This is a genomic window from Pseudomonadota bacterium (assembly GCA_016711215.1).
Taxonomy (GTDB): Bacteria; Myxococcota_A; Polyangia.
Genome location: JADJTL010000001.1, coordinates 591570 through 610101, shown reverse-complemented (window position 1 = coordinate 610101; position 18532 = coordinate 591570). Strand labels below are relative to the sequence as shown.

Genomic DNA, 18532 nt, shown 5'->3' with positions numbered 1-18532 from the left:
GCCCCGCCCCCTGCGGCGAGGGCCTGGCCAGCTACCGCTGCGCTGGAGCCACGGCCACCGCGGCCTTGGGCGTCGGGCGCAGCGCCAATACCTGCACGGCTACGGTTGGGGCGCCGCCGCTGCCGCGCGGCGCCTCGAGCACCAACCGCCCGCGCTGCCCGCCGAGCGCCGCCACCAAGGCCGGCAGCTCGAGCGCCCGGTCATGCCCGCGTTCCGCGACACGCCCGAGCTCGATCCGGCCGATCGCCTGATCGCCGCAGAGCACCCTGAGTGCCCCGCCCGCCTCGCCCCAGCCCGTCGTCCCGGCCGACGCCGCCGTCGGCGCCACGAGCAGCAGCAGCTCTTCGCGGCGGCCGCAGTGCGCCTCAGCGACCAGCCGACAGCGCGCCGTTCCGCAGTCCCATGCGTCGCGCCCGGACAGGGGCCGCAGCCCCGCCACCGGCAGCGCCCCCAGCGTCTGCAGCGCCACCAACGCGCCAGCGACGGCGGGCCCCTCGAGCTCGCGCCGCACCGCCTCCTGCAGCGGCGCAATCGCCCGGCTGTCGCCGATGCGGCCGAGCGCCAAGGCGGCATGCTGCCGCGCGTTGGTGTAGCGATCGGCACGCAGCAGGGCCACCAGCTCCGGCAGCGCCGCGGGCGAGCGCAGGGCGCCCAGCGCGTCGATCGCGGCGAGGTGCGTGCGCACGGTTTCAAGCTGCTGCAGCAGCGCGGGGACGGCGCGCGCGTCGCCCAGGGCACCGAGCGCATCGATCAGCTCGAGGCGGTCGTAGATGTCGCGACTGCCCTGCAGCAAGTGCGCGAGCTCGAGCGTCAGGCCCGGGCCGCGGTGACGCCGGTCCGCGCTGCCGGCCAGCGCGAGCAGGGCGGCGCGGCGCAGCACCGGCGGCAGATCCCCGCGCGCTTGAACCAGGGCGGCGACCTGCCCGGCGCTCCCTCGATCACCGAGCAGCGCAGCGCCGATCAGCGCGGGGATGGCGACACCTGGATCGGGATCGCTGCGCGCCTCGCGGAGCGCGGGCAAGGCGTCGCGCGAGCGGAGCGCGGTCAGGGCGGTGACGACCTGCCGCCGCAGCTCGGAGTCGCGGCGCCGGAAGAGCCGCAACAGGCCGGGCACGGTAGCCAGGTCGCGCAGCCGCGCTCGGGCCAGCAGCCGCTGCGCGTCGCCTTCGCCGTCGCTTCGCGCGCGCCGCGCGCTCTGCTCACCGAGCGCTCGATCGAGCTGGGCCCGCAAGGCGCCGGTGACAGCGGGCTGGCGGCTGCTGAGGTTGCTGCGCTCGGCCGGATCGGCCAGCAGATCGTAGACCTCGGTCACCCCCCACGCGCTGTCCCAAATCAGCTTGCGCTGCCCATCCACGACCGCCTTCTTATCCTCGATGGTGAAGTAAGCCGGCGGCAAGTGCGCTGGCGGCTCACCGACCAGCCACGGGCCGAGGTCGTGGCCCTGCATCGCCGCCGGCACCGGGACGTCGATCAGACTCAGCATCGTCGGCGCCAGATCGATGCTCTGCACGCTGCCAGGCACCCGCCGCGCGGGCAGCTCCGGCACGCTGATGATCATGGGCACGCGCACCTGCTCCTCATAGATCGCGTTGCCGTGATAGTAGGCGCCGTGCTCGCCGAAGGCCTCGCCATGATCCCCCGTCAGGGCGACGATGGTCCGCGGATGCGCGCGCCTCACGTACGCGATCAGCCGGCCGATCGCGCGGTCGGTGTAGGCGATCTCGCTGTCGTAGCGGTCGATCGCGCGCGCGCCGAAGCTCAGGCCCGGCCAGGACTGATAGGGCTCGTGCGGCTCGAAGAAGTGGACCCAGACGAAGAACTTTCCCTGACCCTCGCGGCCCAGGAAGTCGATCACCTGATCGACCCGCGGCTCGGCGGCGAGGAACTCGTACTTGAGGTACTCGAAATCGAACTTGGTCGCGGCAAAGGCGCTGAAGCGCGCGCCGTCGATATAGAAGACCGCCGGCGGAAAGAAGCCACCCGTCTTGTAGCCGTAGCGCCGCAGGACGGCGGCCAGCGTCCGTTGCCGCGCCTCAGTGGCGCTGTACATGTGCTTGCCCGTCAAGAGCGAGGTCAGCGAGAACGAGGTATGCGGCACAGGGCAGTAGCCGCGCTCGAAGACCACCGCTTGGCGCGCCCACTGGTCGATGTGCGGACTCGTCGGCCGATGATAGCCGTAGGTCCCGAGATGATCGGCCCGCAGCGCGTCGACTGAGATCAGCAGCAGGCTCGCGTCGCCGCGATGCGGACCTTCGCGCAGCGGCGTCGCCGAGGGCTGGGCCACCCCCGCCGGGACCAGGCGCGCTGCACCGCTCGGATCTTGGCGCGTCAGGGGCGCCAGGCGCAGCAGCTGCTGCTGCAGCGTGGCATGCCGCAGCAGCAGGAGGCGCAGGGGCGCCGAGCGCTGGAGCCGAGAGAGACCCCAGCAGCTGACGGTCACCAGCACGGCCGCGAGCAGCAGCGCGTTGCGCGGCTTCAACAGGCGTCCGAGCCGGCGGTGGGTCGGGCGCCAGGCCGCGTAGAGCGTGGTCACCGCGAGCTGGCTGCAAAGCACCGCGGCAAGCGCCAGCAGGGCATGGAAGAAGCGATAGAGCCCGACCAACACCCGCTGATCGGCCACATAGCAGCCCGCGCCGACGAGCAGGAGGCTGCTGGCGAGCAGCAGCGCGTGCGCCTCGCGCCAGCGCCTGAGCCGGAGACGCTCACGGGCCTCGAGGACCGCACGGACCACGCCGTAGGTCAGGCCCACGCCAAGCAGACCGATCGCCGCCGCCACGAGCTGCCTGGCCGGGAGTTGCTGCGCGCGCCGGCCGGCAAAGAGCTGCGCGACGATGACCGCGATGCCGGGCAAGGCGAGCACACTGACCAGGCGCGCGGTCACCCGAGCAACGCCGACGCGCCGCGGGGCCAGGCGCTCGGCGAGCTGGCCGATCGCCAGCAGGAGCATCCCGGCGATCGGCCCGGTCAGGGCCGCGAAGCCGAGCGGCAGGGTCAGCAGGAGGGCGACGAAGGCCGCGAGCTGCCACGCGTCGTCGAAGGTCGGTCGGCGCACGACCAGCACGTAGGCGAGCTCGGTGGCCAGCAGCGGCAGCATGCCGAGCACGCCCAAGACCGCGCCCGCCGCGAGCGCCCGACGCAGATGGCTATGTCGCCGTTCAACCATCCGGGTCTCTCACGGGGGTCGGCGGCCACGAACGACAGCGACGCGCCCGGTTGCCGAGCGCTGACCGCCGCACACCGGCGCGCGGTGGCGACCCGTGGGCGGCGAGCTACGCCGCCGCGCGGCGCGCCGCGGCGGCGTTCGCGAACTCAGCCGCGGTAGGTGAAGCGCAGCTCATAGTCGCAGATGTGGAAGACATCACCTTCGTCGATGCGCTTGTTGTCGATGCGCATACCCTTGTAGTCGATGCCGTTGGTGCTGCCCAGATCCTTGATATAGAAGGCGCCGTTGCGCTGAATGATCGCCGCGTGCTTGCGCGAAATATTGCCATCCTTGATGGCGAGGTCGCTGGTCTTGGAGCCGCGACCGATCACGAACTGGTCCTTGTCGATCGGGATGCGCTGGTCATTGAAGACCAGGTAGAGCATCGATCCGGCTCCGGCACCCGGATCGCCGAGGTCGGCGGCGACCGGAGCGCCGCCCGAGGGCGGACGTCGCGGCTCGGGAGGCGGTGGCGCCTGGGTCGGTCGCCGCGGTACCGCGGCAGCGCCCCCAGCGGGCGGCGGCGGCGGGCGACGGGAGCCCATCGTCGGCTGCCGCAGCGGTGGCTGCCCCGCAAGCCCCGGTCCGCCGGGCGGTCCACCGGCGTGTCCACCGCCTTGGCCAATGGGCGGTCCAGCGTGCTGTCCGCCATGCTGTCCGCCATGCTGTCCGCCATGCTGTCCACCGGGCTGTGCACCGGGCTGTGCACCGGGCGGCTGAGCCGACGCGCCGTAGTTCTTGCTGCGGGCGTAATGGCGCATCGCCTCGTTGACCAGGTAGTCAATCGAGCAGTCGAAGTCATTGGCCATCTGCTCGAAGGTGTCCCACAGGACATCCCGGCAGTAGAAATGGCGCATCGTTTTCTTGTTTTGGTCCATCGAAGCGCTCGACCGCCTCCGTGGCAACGCCGCCTTGCCTCAGCGCACCGCTCGAACCTGCCGCGGAACACGCCGCGTTCGGTGCTGCCTTGCGCGCCGCCGCGGCCGCCGCCACGGCGCACGCTCTCGTCACCGAGCAATGACTCACCGAGGCCGCCGCAGCCAGCGTCGCGTCGGCCTCTCGCCCGCCGGAGCTACCTGCTCCGGCTCAATCGTTGAATCGCGATCTCTGCCTCGGCCGCGACCGTCGCGCGCCTCGCGCGAGCGCTCCCACCGTCCCAACCGCGCAAGGTCGTCTCATCGGTCAGGAGCGGGCGCAACGCCAACACGTCTCCCCGCCCCCCCAGCTCGCCGAGCAGCCGCACCGCGATCACCCGCGCGATCCAACTCGGCGACGAAAGAGCCCCACGCAGCACCGGCACCACCGCGGCACCGAGCGCCCTGACGTCCCGCTCGATGAAGTCGGAAACATCAAGCCGGCGGTAACTATAGCCCGCGGGCAAGGCCCCGAGCAACCGCGCGACACCGGCCACCTTGCAGCAGGCAACCAGGGCCTCGACGGACCGGTAGCGAACCTTCTCGGCGGCGTCGCGCGCGATGATCGCAGCCAGCAGGTCGGCGACGACGGGGCTCTCGATCGGCTCGAGCGCCGTGAACGCGGCCTCGCGCACAGCCGCGGGCACGCGCGCGTTGCCCGCCAGCGCAGCCAGCGCGGGCGCGGACGAAAGCTGCGGGTCTTTGGCCAGCGCCAGCAGCGCGAGCACGCGACCGTCCTCGGCACCGGCCCGCGCGGCAGCGAGCAGGAAGGTGCGGCTCAAGGGGCAGCCGAGCAGCGCGAGCGCCCGGTAGGCTGGCTCCCGCGCGATCCCCTTCGGCTCACGCAACCGCTCAATCACCACCGCCGCCGCCGCCGCGCGGTCCGCCTCACCGCCGAGATCGCGCAGCAGCTCGGCGATCACCAGCGCGGCGCCAGCGTCGGCGCGACGCAACCCACGGGCCAGCGCAGGGCCCGCGTCAGCGCCGATCGCGCGCACGATCTTGGGACCACTGTGCTCGCCCCCCGCGCGCCCGGCCCAATCGTCGAGCAGCCACGCCAGCAGCTTGGTGTCCACGCGCGTCCGCGTCAGCGCTGTCAGCGAGGCGCGCAGCGAAAAGAGCGCGTCCTTGGCCTCGAGCGCCGTCGGCCGCGCGACGCGGGCTCGGGCCCCGTCGAGCTTCTTCAGCAGGGTTTCCGCCAGCGGGGTCGTCAGGGCAGCGCGCGGCCCGGCCTCCGTCGCGCGCAGCGCGTCGACGAGGCGCTGAACCTCCTGGATCTCGACCAGCGCCAGCGCCGCCTCGGTGCGAAGCGGCAGCGCCAAGGACACGTCCGCGACGGCCGCGGCCAGCTTGCTCGGACCCTGCTCCGTCTCTTTCCAGCGCTGGAGCTTCTCGCTCGTCACGCGGCAACCGACACCGAGCCAGCCCAGGGCAACCAGAGCGCCGGCGGCCAAGGCCCTACGGTGGCACATTGCGCGAGAAGCGTGCACGGTGTCGGGATGGTAGGGAGCGCCCCTGACCAAGTCAAGGCGGCCCCACGACGCCCTCCTCGATGGACAGCGCCGCGGTTGACGTCGTAGGGATCGCCGGTGCGTCGTGCAAATCACTGCAGCTCCCGCTGGAAGCCGCGCCCGACCCGGCACCCAGCGTTGCTCGCCCTCGCGCTGGCCCTGACGGCCTCCGCGATGGCCCACGCCGCGCCGCTGTCGGGCGGTCGTCCCGGCGGCCTGGTGCTCGACGGTCCAGCCACCGATCACCTCGCGGCGACGATCCTCAACCCGGCGGCGCTCGGGTTATTGCGCGACTCCACGGTCTACTTCTCGGCGACCGGCGATCTGCAGCTCGGCAGCGCTCAACGGACACCGATCGATCGCAGCTCCGGACGAGCCCTGGCGACACCGGCCGCGCTGGACCAGGCGGGTGACCGCGCGCTGCGCTTCGCGCCGGAGCCTTGGCGACGGCTCACGCCGCAGCTCTTCGCCGCGATCAGCTCCCCCCTGGGCTCGTCCTCCGTGGTCTTCGGGCTCTCGACCCGCTGGCAGCGCGACCAGGCCTCGCTCCTCATCACCGACGCCGACCCCGCAGTGATCGACGGCGCGCTCCAGAGCGCCAGCCGCTACCACGGTGCGGCGCTCTCCCTCACCCAGCTGCACATCACCCCGGCGGCAGCCGTCCGCCTCTTCCGCGGCTGGTGGCTCGGGCTCTCGGTGAGCTACATCCGCAGCAGCGTCGACCTCGGTCTCGTCCGCGACGCCGCGTTGATCGGCGGAGGCCAACGCGAGGGTGACGAGCCGCTGGCCCTCGACGCTTGCGGCGCGGGCGCCGACGCGCCGCGCTGCGATTTTGAGGCGCCGCTCGCCGCCGAGGGGATCCACGTCTCCGGCAGCACTGACGCCCTCGGCGCGGCGATCGGGCTGGTGGGACGCCTGCGCGCCGATCTCGACGCGGGCATCGCCTATGTCAGCGCGGTGGGAAATCCGGGGAGCAACGATCTTCGCGCCACCGGCGACGCCACCCTCTATCCGGCATCGGCCGTCCGCGACGGCGTCCGCGAGGCCCTCGGCTTGAACGCCGAGACGACCCCGATCCTGCGCGGGCGCAGCGTGATCAACTTCCGCCTGCCGGACATCCTTAGCGTCGGGGCGCGCTGGCGGGCAACGACCCGCGTGGCGCTCGAGGCCCTCGTCCGCTGGACGCGGTGGGGACGCCACACGCGGCTCGATGTGCGCTTCAGCGGTGTCCAGCTCCGGCTCGCCGACCGCTTCACTGCCGATCGCCTGATCCTGCACCGTGGTTTCCGGGACGTCGTCGCCCTCCAGCTCGGCAGCGCCCTCAAGCTGCACCCGAGCCTGGAGCTCCAGCTCGCCGCGCAAGCAGCGAGCAGCGCCGTCGACCGCAGCGCCGTGACAGCCCTGACCATCGACGGCTGGAACCTCGACGCCTTCGCCGCCCTCCAGTGGGCCCTGCAAGAGGGCCTCAAGCTGCGCCTGGGCTATGGACTGCTGTGGATGCCCCCGATCACCACCGCCTCCTCGAGCTTCGACCCAGGGCTGCAGACCGCCTGCGCTGATAGCGGTCTCGACATCGAACGTCCCGAGTGCCAGGCGACAGGCGAAGGACGCGGCGTGGCGACGAGCGCGGGCCGCTACCAGCGGATCGGCCACCGCTTCGACCTCGGGCTCAGCTTCGCTTGGCATTGACGCGCGCGGCGGCGCCCGATCGTCGCGCAGGGCGCCGCCGGCGCGGCGCCGGTGGCTGAAGCGCGGCGCGCTCGTCCTGGCGCAGCGCCCGCGCGGGTGATGCACCGGGGTCGTCTGCCGATCCCTCGGCTATTCCTTGATCGTGGACGCCATGCGGGGCCCTGGCTACACTCGCGCCCCATGCGCCGCTGCCCGCCCATCGCCCTGCTCCTCGCGCTCCTCCTCGCGCTGGGCGCCTGCGCCGGGCTGCGAGCGCCGACGCGTTCGGCACTCGAGGCGCGACTTCCGCCGCCGCCGGTCGCACCACCGACCGACAGCGCCAGCTATCGCGCCGCCCGCGAGACCTACGAAGCCCTGCGGCTGGACGAACCCGCGCGGATCGCGGCGCGCGCGCGCCTTGCGACCTACCTGATCGGGCGCGCCCGGGCGCACCTCGCCGCGTCGCAGCCAGCCAGCGCGTTCGAGGCCTTCGTCGAAACCGCCACGCTGCACGACCCGGCCGAGGTCTACGCCGGGGCACCGCGCGATCCGGCGCTCTTCGCCCTCGCGCGCCGCTTGGAGCGCGCCTTCGCGCCGAGCGGCGACATCGAGCGCGTCCTCACCGCGCTCGCGATCCAGACGGGGCTGCGGCCGGAGGACGGCCGCGCCCAGCAGGCCTTGCGCGACGTCACAGCCTGGGCGGAAGGGGCCGGCGCGGCGAGCTATGGCCCGGCGCTGCGTGGATTGCGCCTGCTGCAGCTCCTGGAGCAAGTCTCCCGCGTCTGGCCGTCGCGTCAGGTCGTCGAGCAGCTCTACCGGCTCTACGTCGAGCGCGCGCCCGAGCTGCAGCGCCTGGCCCCGCTTGCGCTGCTGCGACAACATGCGGACCTGGGCTGGGCGCTGCTGCGGCCCACGGGCTACAGCGTCGCGCGTATCATGCTGCTCGTCGGTCGACCGGACGAGGCGATGCGGCGCCTGCGCGCGCTGGCCAGCACCGCGACCGACCGGGCGCTGATCGAGCTGCTACGCGCGGCCGAGGCGGCAAACGCGAGCGGCGCCAACGCGATCGAGCTGGCTGCTGCCTTCGAGGATGCCGACCCTGCCCTCGCCCTGCGGCTCTGCCGCGACGGCGCCCGGCGCTTTCCGGCCGACGCGCAGGTGCTGGCCTGCGTCGGGCGGCTGGCGGCGGCCAACGAGAATATCCTGCTCTCGATCGCGGCGCTCGAGGCTGCGCTGGCGTTGACGCCCAGCTCGCGCGACTACGCCGAGCGGCTGGCCGCCCAGTACCAGCTCCAGCTCTTCCGCGCGATCGAGAGCGACCAGCTTCCGGCCGCCGAAGGGAGCCTGCCACGGATCGCCGCGTTCTATCGGCGCGCCGCGCTGCGCTTCGGCAGACCCTTGCAGCCTAACCTCGCGCGCGTCGCCTTCGCGCTCGGTATCGGGCACTTCAACGCGGGCGCGGTCGAGAAGGCCAGGGCCGCGTTCGAGCAGGCGCTGGCCCAGGATCCCCGCCCGGAGGTCCTGGTGCAGCTGGCGCAGCTCGCCCTCAAGGAGCAGCGCGGCGCGGAGGCGCGGGGCATCCTTGTGCGCGCCCTCGCCCTAGCGCCCCCCTCGGCAGCCTCGAGCCTCTATTGGCGCGCGCGAGCGGCCGGCCTGGAGGGCAAGGCCTGGGCCATCGATCGGAACGACAGGGCGAGCCGCGCCGCCCACGAACGCGCCCTGCGGGCCTGGGATCAGTGTCTGAACCTGCGCCTGCAGCCGGAGATCGCGGCAGAGGCGCTGATTCATCGCGCGAGCAGCGCCTTCGCCCTCGGCCGGCGTCTCGAGGCCACCGAGAACCTCGAGCGCGCCGTCGACGCCGCGCCCGAGCGCAAGGAGAGCTACGCTGACGCGCTGGCCCTGCTCAGCACCTACGGCCAGCTCCCCGAGGCGCTGGACGCGTATCATCGCGCGCTCGGTCGCCCGGAGGTCACGGAGTACCTCAAAGCCTATTGCAGCTTCTGGGTGATCGGGATGGCCCGACGCGCTGGCGTCGAACCCGACCCCCTTGCGCTGGCCTACCTGGGCAAGTTGAGGGGCAACGAGTGGTACCACCGCCTGGCGCAACTCGTGCTCGGTCGTGCAGACTTCGCGGCGTTGCGGGGCGAGGCCGATACCCGCGGGCGCCTGGCCGAGCTGCTCTTCTACCAGGCCGAGCGCTTGCTCGCCGCGGGCCAGCTCGAGCCCGCGCGCGCGCTTTGGCGGCAGGTTAGGGCGACGCGAATGATGGCCTTCTTCGAATACGACATGGCCTCCTTCAACCTCCGCTACGGGCCAGCGACCGTGGCGACCCGACCGCTCGAGCATGAGTAGCGTGGCGCAGCAGGCGCCACGGGTCGATCTTCCTGGGAGCGGCGCGGTCCGTCGGGGGCGTCGTGACCGAGTGCTCCCAGCACCACCCGCAAGCGAGGTCCCATGCGCATTCCACTGCTCGATCTGACGGCCCAGTACCGCAGCCTCCAGCCTGAGCTCGACGCCGCCGTGCATGCCGTGCTGGCCAGCCAGGACTTGATCCTCGGACCGGAGGTCGCCGCCTTCGAGCGCGAGATCGCCGCCTACCTCGGTACACCGCACGCGGTCGGCGTCTCCAACGGCACTGATGCGCTGATCCTGGCCTTCACCGCGCTCGGCATCGGCGCGGGCGACGAGGTCGTGACCCCCGCCTACTCGTTCTTCGCGACAGCGGAGGCGATCGTTCGCTGCGGCGCACGTCCCGTCTTCGTCGACATCGACCCCTTGACGATGCAGATGGACCTCGACCAGGCCATCGCCCGCGTCGGGCCGCAGACCCGCGCCTTCTGTGTCGTGCATCTTTTCGGTCGCTGCTGTCCTGTTCAGCCCTTGCGCGCGGCGGCCCCGGACCTGCCGGTGGTCGAGGACGCCGCCCAGGCCATCGGCGCCGAGGTCGAGGGCGCGCGCGCTGGTGCGCTCGGCGCGCTCGGGTGCTTCTCGTTCTTCCCCAGCAAGAACCTCGGCTGCTTCGGCGACGGCGGCCTCGTCACCACAGCGGACGCCGCGCTGGCGGGGAAGCTCCGCGCGCTGCGGGTCCATGGCCAGGCCGAGGGGCACCGTCACGAGCACACGCTGATCGGCGGCAACTTCCGGCTCGACGCGCTGCAGGCTGCCGTGCTGCGCGTCAAGCTGCGCCATCTCGATCAGTGGACGGCGCGCCGCAGTGCGAACGCGGCGCGCTACCGCGAGCGCTTCGCCGCGAGCGCCCCGCAGGTCCTGCTTCCGGCGCCCACGACCCCCGGGACCCGCGATGTCCACAATCAGTTCGTGATTCGAGTCGCGCGCGACCGGGACGGGTTACGCGACCACCTGGCAGCCCGCGGCATCGGCACCGGCGTGTACTATCCGCGTCCGCTGCATCTGCAGCCGGCCTTGGCCGAGCTCGGCCACCGCCCCGGTGATTTCCCGCACGCCGAGCATGCGGCCGCCACCAACCTCGCCTTGCCGATCTTTCCCGAGCTTCCCGCCGGCGCCATCGACGAAATCGTCGAGACGATCGCCGCGCATCCCGCCGCCAGCTCGAGCTGATCGCCCGAAGGCGACGGGAGCGCTGCGGGTGAGCCGTGGCGGGCCGCGCCCCGCGGGGGGGCCCCACGCAAAGCCCGGAAGAAAGCCCGGAAGGCCTCAGACCGGCAGGGACTCAGGCCTGCGGTGGCGTCGGCTCCGAAGCCTTTCGGAAGCGCACGTGGAAGTGCGTTTGGTGGCCAGGATCATGGCGAATGATCGCACTGGCGCGGCGGCGCGGGTACTCGAAGAGGACCCGCAGCGACTCCGGCGACTCCCCGTTTTCCAGCGCGTACTGGTAGAGCACGCGCTGGAGCCGACGATCCATGAAGACGTAGATGACGTCGCCCGTGTCGATGAAGCGCTTGACCAGGAACCACGTACGCTCGAGGTCGAGCATCGCCGGCGTTGGCCGCGACACGCCCGCATAGCGCGCGCGCAGCGGATAGCAGATGTCGACGTCGCGTCCCTTCTGGTGCGAGGCATGGGGTGGCAGCCAGCCTCCGCGCGGCAAACTGATGTCATGCACCCGCACGGGCGGCGTGTCGGGGAAGCTCTCGGCGAAGGCACCGAAGACCTCGCCAAGCCGCGTCGCCGTCAGCGTCGTGCCCCAGGCTCGCGCCGTTGAGCGAACCTCGAAGCCGGGCCCGCTGCCGACCTGGACGAGTCCGCTCACCCGCCCCTCGGGCCGGCCCTTCAGCACGACGACCGCCACCGACTGCCCAACGCGCAGCCGGCGTCCGCGAGGCCCGGGATTGAGCCGGGCGAAGAGCCTCAGGGCCATCTTATGACGCCGGGCCACGGTGGCTGGCGTGTCGCCCGCCCGCACGACATAGACCCCTCGTCGCCGCTGAGGAACCGCGGCGGGGGTGACGATCTTGAGCTTCTGCCCGGCCCGCACGCGCGTGCTGCGCAGGCGGTTGTGGCGCTGAATCTTCAACGCCGTCGTGCGATAGGCGCGCGCGATCGTCCCGAGCGTCTCGCCCGGAAAAACCTCATGGTCGTAGGTGTAGGCGGTCGCCGGGCGCGCCGGCGCGAAGGCCATCAGCAGCGCGCTAAGGAGGAGGGTTCCGGCCGAACGCATCGGCGGGAGTCTAGGAGCTAGCGGCCCGCTTGGCAAGGAGACCCTGCGCTAGCAACAGGAGACCCTGCGCTCGATCACCGGTGCCCCGGGTCCCGCCGGCCAGCGCCGGCTGGCGAAGGCGTGCTGCCGGCCCAGTCGACCGCGGCCTGCACGAAGGCGACGTGGCGCTCAATTCGCAGGTCGGCGCGCACACTGTCGATCACGAGGCCCGCCTGATCGATGAGGAAGCTCGCCCGCCGGACCCCCCAGCCCAGCGGGCCGTCCACCCCGTAGCGCCGGATGACGCGCTTGTCCTCGTCGGCGAGCAAGACAAAAGGCAGGCCGTGGCGCGCGCGGAACCGTTCGTGACTCCCGGGAGCCTGCGGACTGACGCCCGCCAGGCCGAGGCCGACGCCCTGGAGGTCCCCATAGCGATCTCGAAAAGAGCACGCCTCGCGGGTGCAACCAGGTGTGAAGTCAGCCGGATAGAAGTAGAGCAGGAGCGGCCCCGCGGCCAGCAGCTCCGCGAGCGATCGCAGCCGCCCCGCGCTGTCGGGCAGCGTGAAGTCGGGCGCCGGCATTCCCTTCGCGACCATCGGAGTCCTCCACCCCGCGGGCGGCCGCGGGAGCTGCGCTGACCCTGCAGGCGATGAGGTTTCGGGCCAGCCCGCGCGACTTGCGCTACACTGGCCGCCGTTTCGGTCGACACTATGGCCCTTCCCGAACTCTTCGGTGGCTATCTCTTACACCAGCCGCTCGCCCACAGCGAGGTGGCGGACGTCCTCGCTGCGCAAACGACGGGGGATTTCCCCCGCCCCTGCGCGATCAAGCGCATCCGTCCCGAGCTGGCCACGCTGCCCGAGTTCAACGATCGCTTTCGCGATGATGCGCCGCTGCTCCTGCGGCTGATTCACGGTGGCCTGGTGCAGGTCCTCGAGGTCGGCAGCGTCGAGGGCCAGCCCTTCGTCGCGATGGAGTTGGTCGACGGCATCCACCTCGGAAGGCTCATCGACGACGTCGCGCACCGCGGCTCGCTGCCCTGTGAGCTGGCGTTGCACGTCGGAATCGAGCTCTGCGAGGCCATCGGCTACCTCCAGCTTCGGCGCCGGGAGCAGTTTCAAAGCGCCGAGCTGGCCCCCGACCGCGCCTGGCCGCTCGAGGCCATGCTCTCCTTCGACGGCGTGGTCAAGGTGATCGCCCTCGGCTCCTGTGGCGCCCTGCGTATCGCGCAGCAGCGGCTCGCCGACGTGCTCGCGGCACCCGGCTACGCGGCGCCCGAGCGCGTGCTGCAGCAGCCCCTCGACGGGCGCGCCGAGGTCTTCAGCGTCGGCCTCGTGTTGTGGGAGCTCTTTGCCGGTCAGCGCCTGCTGACCGCCGACGCCGAGGGCTACATCCGCGGCGTCCTCGACGGCAGTTGGCATGCGCCGCTGCTGACGCGCCCCGACGTCCCCAGCGACATCATCCGTCTCGTCGCCCAGATGCTGCTGATCGATCGCGAGGCGCGCCCGGGCACGCTCGAGCAGGCGCGCGCGCGCCTCGTCGCGAGCCTGCGCCGCCTCGCCCCCGACTTCGGCACGGGCGCCGTCGCTGGCCTGCTGCTGCGCCGCTACCCCAAGCTGATCGGCCAGACGCATCAACTCGCCGAGACCTTGATGCGGCGCGCGCTGACGGTGCGGGCGAACCCGGTGGCCCACCGGACCCTCAGCCTCGGCCGGAGCGGACTGGCGGATCGCCCGCGCGGTCCCATCAAGCCGCTGAAGCCCGGCGCGCGTATTCCTGGCACCCGCTACCGCATGGTACGCGCGCTGGGGCACGGCGGCGGCGCCGAGGTCATCGCCGCACAGCACATCGACCTCGACCGCCAGGCGGCGCTGAAGATCCTGGCGCCCGAGCTGGCCCTGCAGTCCGACGCGATCGCGCAGTTCCGGCTCGAGGCGCGTACCTGTGGGCGCATCGGGCACCCCAACATCGTCGACGTCATCGACTTCGGCGAGCTCGACGATGGCCGCTTCTTCTTTGCGATGGAGCTCCTGCGCGGCGAAACGCTCGCGGCGCGCCTGGACCGGCTGAGCCGGCTGCCCGCCGGTGAGGCGATCGGCATCTTCAGACAGATCACGCGCGCGGTGCAGGCCGCGCATGAGCACGGCATCATCCACCGTGACCTCAAGCCCGAGAACGTGATGCTGATCGAGAAGGACGGCCGCGCAGATTTCGTCAAGGTGCTCGACTTCGGCGTGATGGCCTTCGCCGAGGACGAGCGCGGCGAGCGCGTGGGCACGCCAGGCTACATGGCGCCAGAGCAGCTCGTGCGCGCCAAACCGAGCACCGCGATCGACATCTGGGCGCTCGGCGCCACGCTCTACGAGACGCTCTGCGGCGAGCTGCCCTATGCCGGCGAAACCGTCGAGACCTACCAGGCTCAGCTGCGCGGATCGCCGGCGCCGGCGCTGCGCAGTCGCAAGGGCGGGCGCGACCTACCACCGCCCCTCGAGCGCGTGGTGCATCGCGCCCTCGAGCGGGATCCGGCGGCCCGCCACCCCTCGGCAGCGGACTTCGAAGCCGACCTCGTCCGTGCGCAACGCCAGGCGGGGATCGCCTCGCCATGGGACGACCTCCCGCTGCCGGAGCACGTCCGCGACCGCCGTCCCTCGACACCGGTCGACCGCGTCCCCCTGCTGCGCGGGCGGCGGCGGGCGATGCTCGCCTTCGCTGCCACCGCCCTGACGGTGCTGGCGGGGCTCGCGCTGGGCTATTTCGGCTCGCCGGCCCGCCGCGCACCGCGCGAGCAAGCGCGCGTCCGCGCCGCGACCACGCTGACGACCACCGGGCTGCCCTCCCCGAGCGCAACCCCGCCGGCGAGCGCGGCCGCGCCCGGCGTAGCAGCGCCCGCGCCGCCCGCAGAGGCGCCCGCCCGAGCAGGCGCGGGCGGGGCGGCAGCGGCGCTCGGGGATTCCACCACCAGCGCTACGCCGCGGGTCGCGACGCGGCCGCGCCCGGCACCGGCGCCCGCCGACCTCTCGGCCTCGGGCCAACCTGCGCTGGCTGCCCGGGCCGCGGACCTCGTCGCGCGCGGCGAGGTGCTGCTGGCGCAGCTTCAGCTCCGCGCCGCCGACGAGGCCTTTCGCAACGCCATCGCCGCCGACGCGCTGACGGCGCCGGCCTACGCGGGCCTGGCCGCCGTCGCCTTTCAGCACGGGAGGTACGTCGACGCGGTGCGCGCCGCGCGCCAGGCGCTGGCGGTAGACCCGCGGCTGGTCCGCGCGCACCTGCTGCTCGGCGACGCCTACCTCCAGCTCCAGCGCCGCAACGAAGCCATCGCCGCCTGGCGTCAGGCTCAGCGGCTCGATCCGGGCAACCGCGTGGCCTCCCAGCGGCTCGCGCGGGCCGAGCCCAACCGCGCGGGAGCGGAGTAGCGCCAGCAACCGCGTTGCGGTTAGACTGCGGCCGTGTCGCGCCCGCTTGCCTTCGAGCTGTCCCCGTCGCGCTGCTGCTCAGCCGCGCCGCTGCTCGCCATCGCGCTGACTCTCGCGCTCGTCGGCGCCGCCCCGCAGACCGCGCTGGGGCAGCCACGCGTGGCCGTCCTGCCGCTCGACGTCAATGGACAGCTTGCCTCCCGCGCGCTGCAGGTGCTCGACCAGCGCCTCTCGTTGGGCGTCACCGCCGCGGGCATGACGGTCGTCGGCGGCAGCCTGGCGAAGATGCCTTTGCCCTCTTCCGGGGGCTGCGGCCCCGCCTGCCGCCAGGGGCTGGCGAGCCAGCTCAGCGCCCGCTTCGTCGCCGGCGGGCGCGTGGCGGTGCGCTACGACGACTATCAGATCAGCCTCTGGCTGGCCGACGGCCGGACCGGGCGCACGGTCAGTGAGCTGGAGCGTCGCTGCGACGTCTGCGGCATCAGCGCCGCCGCCGAGACGATGGACTTGGCAGCCTCTGAGCTCGTCGCCCGCCAACGTGTCGAGCGTGAGGCGCCGGCGACCCTGGTCATCACGACCCAGCCGGCTGCAGCCGAGCTCGTCGTCGACGATCGCCCGGTCGGGCGCGCGCCACAGACGCTCTCGCTCGCGGCGGGCCCGCATCGCCTCGAGGCGCGGGCCGCGGGCCATCTCTCGGAGCGGCGCACGATCACGAGCACCGCCGGCGAGCGCCTCGCGCTCTCGCTGGTCCTCTTGCCCTCGGCCGCCGCCAGCAGCGCCGACGCGGCCGACGCCGCCCCCGGTGTCCTGCCGCCTTGGAGACGCACCAGCGGCTGGAGCGCCGTCGTCACCGGCGTCGCCGCCATCGTCGGTGGGGTGGCCCTGCTGCTGGTCGACGGCAACGCGGTGGACTGCAGCGCGGGTCGCACCTTCGGCGAGGTCTGCCGCGGCGAACGCCGCACCGCGACGCTGGGCTGGACCCTGCTCGGCACGGGCGTCGCCGCTGCCGCGACGGGGAGCCTGCTGCTGACCCTACGCTAGCGCGCGCCTCGCGCGTCGTTCAGGGTGCAGCCGCGCCGCGGGCCGCGTCGAAGCGCGCGAAGCGCATGTTGAAGCTGGCCCGACCCTGCGTCAGCGATCGCACATCCGTGGAATATCCGAACATCCGTCGCATCGGCACCTGCGCCCGTACCAGGCGCTTGCCGCCGCGAAAGCCGACGTCCTCGATCTGGCCACCGCGACCGTTCAGGTCCCCGATGACCTCGCCCATGAAGTCCTCGGGGACCACGACCTCGACGGCCATCACCGGCTCGAGCAGCAGGGGCGAGGCCTCGTGGCAGGCACGGCGAAAGGCCTCCGCTGCCGCCACGCGATAGGCCATCTCGTGCGGGCTACCCTCACGCGTTTGGGCCCCCAGCAGGCTGACACGGAGATCGACGAGCGGGTAACCACCGCCCACCCCCGCCACCGACGCGTCGCGCAAGCCGTCCATCGCCGCGGCCACGAGGGCAGCGGGCAGCGGTGGGTCGCGCGGCGGCAGCTCGTTGGCGAAGGAGACGCCGGCACCCCGCGGCTGCGGCTCGACGCGCACGCGCGCGTGGCCAAAGACGGGCGCATCGTCGACGCGGCGCTCGAACGCATGCTCGGCCTCGGCCGCGCGCTGCACGGTCTCCCGATACACGACCTGCGGTTTGCCGAGCCGCGCCTCGACGTTGTACTCGCGCACCAGGCGGTCGATGATGATGTCGAGGTGCAGCTCGCCCATGCCGCTGATCAAGGTCTGGCCGGTTTCGGGGTCCTCCGCCGCGTTGAAGGTCGGATCCTCGTCCGCGAGCTTGGTCAAGGCGAAGTCGAGCCGCTCCTTCTCCGCGAGCGTGCGCGCCTCGATCGCGCGCGAGATCACGGGCTCGTAGGTGTCGATGCGCTCGAGCAGGATCGGCTGCTGCGGATCACAGAGCGTGTCGCCCGTGCCGGTCAGCTTGAGCCCCATCGCCGCGACGATGCTGCCGGGCCCGGCCTCGTCGATGCGCTCACGCCGGTTGGCGTGCAGCTGAAACAAGCGCGCGACCTTCTCCTTCTTACCCAGGCGCGCGTTGAGCACGTCGTCACCGGCGCGCAGCACGCCCGAGTAGACGCGCAGATAGACCGACTTGCGGCCCTGCTCCATCTGCACCTTGAAGGCCAGCGCGGCGAAGGGCGCCTTGCGTTCGGCGGGGCGCTCGATGACCTCCTCAGCGCCGGGGCGCACCCCGAGCGCCGCGGGCCGGTCGAGCGGCGAGGGCAAGTAGTGCACGACCGCGTCGAGCAGCGGCTGGATGCCGCGGTTGCGCAGCGCCGCCCCATAGAGCACCGGCACCAGGGCGTTGGCGAGGCAACCGCGACGCAACGCCTCGCGCAGCCGATCAGCGGCGATCGGCAGACCCTCGACGTAGCTCTCGGCCAGCACCTCATCGAAGTCCGCCGCCGCCTCAATCAGCAGCTCACGCGCCTCGGCCACCGCCGGCAGCAGCTCGGCCGGCACCGGCGCCTCCTCGGGCTCTTGATCCTCCGTGCGCGCCCGCCACAACAGCGCCTTCTCGCTGATCAGATCGACGACGCCCGTGAAGCTGTCCTCGGCGCCGATCGGCAGCTGCAGGGGCACCGGGCGCGCCCCCAAGCGCTCACGCATCTCGCGCAGCACCGCCTCGAAGTCGGCCCCCACGCGATCCAGCTTATTGATGAAGGCGATGCGCGGAACGTGGAACTTCTCGGCCTGCATCCAGACCGTCTCCGACTGCGGCTCGACGCCACCGACGGCGCAGAACACGACGACCACGCCGTCGAGCACGCGGAGGCTACGCTCGACCTCGATCGTGAAGTCGACATGCCCCGGCGTGTCGATCAGGTGCAGCTCGTGCCCCTGCCACTGCAGCACCGTCGCCGCGGCCGTGATCGTGATCCCGCGCTCTTGCTCTTGCGGCATCCAGTCCATCTGGGCCGCGCCGTCGTGCACCTCGCCGATCTTATGGATCCGACCCGAGTAGTAGAGGAACCGCTCGGTAACCGTCGTCTTGCCCGCGTCAATGTGGGCGACGACACCGATGTTGCGCACGTGCTGTAGCTTCGCCATGGTCATCATCACGCGCCAACGGTTGGCTCGGCGGCACGCGCGCCGCGGAGTATACTGATCCGCGGGCGCGAGCGCGACACCAGACCGCAACAGACTAGAC

Annotated in this window: 11 protein-coding genes; 5 read left to right on the top strand and 6 right to left on the bottom strand. The window is 72.4% G+C overall.

Annotated elements, in window-relative coordinates:
- Window positions 1-31: 31 nt before the first annotated feature.
- The 3 genes from IPL40_02390 to IPL40_02380 form a co-directional block, all read right to left on the bottom strand.
- A complete protein-coding gene (locus IPL40_02390) occupies window positions 32-3163 on the bottom strand; it encodes a sulfatase-like hydrolase/transferase (protein MBK8480013.1) in 3132 nt (1043 codons plus the stop codon).
- Between the two features lie 146 nt (window positions 3164-3309).
- Window positions 3310-4059, bottom strand: a complete 750-nt coding sequence (locus IPL40_02385) for an FHA domain-containing protein (protein ID MBK8480012.1) — start codon at window positions 4057-4059, stop codon at window positions 3310-3312.
- A 215-nt stretch (window positions 4060-4274) separates the two neighbouring features.
- On the bottom strand, window positions 4275-5519 hold the full coding sequence (locus IPL40_02380; GenBank protein MBK8480011.1) for a hypothetical protein: 1245 nt from the start codon (window positions 5517-5519) through the stop codon (window positions 4275-4277).
- Between the two features lie 186 nt (window positions 5520-5705).
- Here IPL40_02380 and IPL40_02375 point away from each other — a divergent pair, with 186 nt between their 5' ends.
- The 3 genes from IPL40_02375 (at window position 5706) to IPL40_02365 (ending at window position 10874) form a co-directional block, all read left to right on the top strand.
- Entirely contained in the window at window positions 5706-7316 is a 1611-nt protein-coding gene (locus IPL40_02375) for an outer membrane protein transport protein (GenBank protein MBK8480010.1), read from the top strand.
- Between the two features lie 180 nt (window positions 7317-7496).
- Entirely contained in the window at window positions 7497-9647 is a 2151-nt protein-coding gene (locus IPL40_02370) for a hypothetical protein (protein ID MBK8480009.1), read from the top strand.
- Window positions 9648-9749: 102 nt separating this feature from the next.
- On the top strand, window positions 9750-10874 hold the full coding sequence (locus tag IPL40_02365) for a DegT/DnrJ/EryC1/StrS family aminotransferase (protein MBK8480008.1): 1125 nt from the start codon (window positions 9750-9752) through the stop codon (window positions 10872-10874).
- Window positions 10875-10986: 112 nt separating this feature from the next.
- On the opposite strand, the gene IPL40_02360 is transcribed toward IPL40_02365, so the two are convergent.
- Window positions 10987-11934, bottom strand: a complete 948-nt coding sequence (locus IPL40_02360) for a penicillin-insensitive murein endopeptidase (GenBank protein ID MBK8480007.1) — start codon at window positions 11932-11934, stop codon at window positions 10987-10989.
- 74 nt (window positions 11935-12008) lie between these two features.
- Window positions 12009-12509, bottom strand: coding sequence for a peroxiredoxin (locus tag IPL40_02355; GenBank protein MBK8480006.1), 501 nt, complete (start codon window positions 12507-12509; stop codon window positions 12009-12011).
- Between the two features lie 114 nt (window positions 12510-12623).
- Here IPL40_02355 and IPL40_02350 point away from each other — a divergent pair, with 114 nt between their 5' ends.
- Together IPL40_02350 and IPL40_02345 are read left to right on the top strand one after the other, a co-directional pair.
- Window positions 12624-15326 (top strand): protein kinase, encoded by a 2703-nt coding sequence (locus IPL40_02350; GenBank protein MBK8480005.1) that lies wholly within the window; start codon window positions 12624-12626, stop codon window positions 15324-15326.
- Between the two features lie 33 nt (window positions 15327-15359).
- Window positions 15360-16364, top strand: coding sequence for a PEGA domain-containing protein (locus tag IPL40_02345; protein MBK8480004.1), 1005 nt, complete (start codon window positions 15360-15362; stop codon window positions 16362-16364).
- Window positions 16365-16383: 19 nt separating this feature from the next.
- Here the strand turns inward: IPL40_02345 and fusA are convergent, their stop codons facing one another.
- Window positions 16384-18441, bottom strand: coding sequence for an elongation factor G (gene fusA / locus IPL40_02340; GenBank protein MBK8480003.1), 2058 nt, complete (start codon window positions 18439-18441; stop codon window positions 16384-16386).
- Window positions 18442-18532: the final 91 nt, after the last annotated feature.

Excerpts from the sequence above, each read along its gene's own strand:
- IPL40_02385 (MBK8480012.1), bottom strand. The coding sequence starts at position 4,059 with ATGCGCCATTTCTACTGCCGGGATGTCCTGTGGGACACCTTCGAGCAG.
- IPL40_02350 (MBK8480005.1), top strand. The coding sequence starts at position 12,624 with ATGGCCCTTCCCGAACTCTTCGGTGGCTATCTCTTACACCAGCCGCTC.
- IPL40_02390 (MBK8480013.1), bottom strand. The coding sequence starts at position 3,163 with ATGGTTGAACGGCGACATAGCCATCTGCGTCGGGCGCTCGCGGCGGGC.
- IPL40_02365 (MBK8480008.1), top strand. The coding sequence starts at position 9,750 with ATGCGCATTCCACTGCTCGATCTGACGGCCCAGTACCGCAGCCTCCAG.
- IPL40_02360 (MBK8480007.1), bottom strand. The coding sequence starts at position 11,934 with ATGCGTTCGGCCGGAACCCTCCTCCTTAGCGCGCTGCTGATGGCCTTC.
- IPL40_02355 (MBK8480006.1), bottom strand. The coding sequence starts at position 12,509 with ATGGTCGCGAAGGGAATGCCGGCGCCCGACTTCACGCTGCCCGACAGC.
- IPL40_02370 (MBK8480009.1), top strand. The coding sequence starts at position 7,497 with ATGCGCCGCTGCCCGCCCATCGCCCTGCTCCTCGCGCTCCTCCTCGCG.
- fusA (MBK8480003.1), bottom strand. The coding sequence starts at position 18,441 with ATGATGACCATGGCGAAGCTACAGCACGTGCGCAACATCGGTGTCGTC.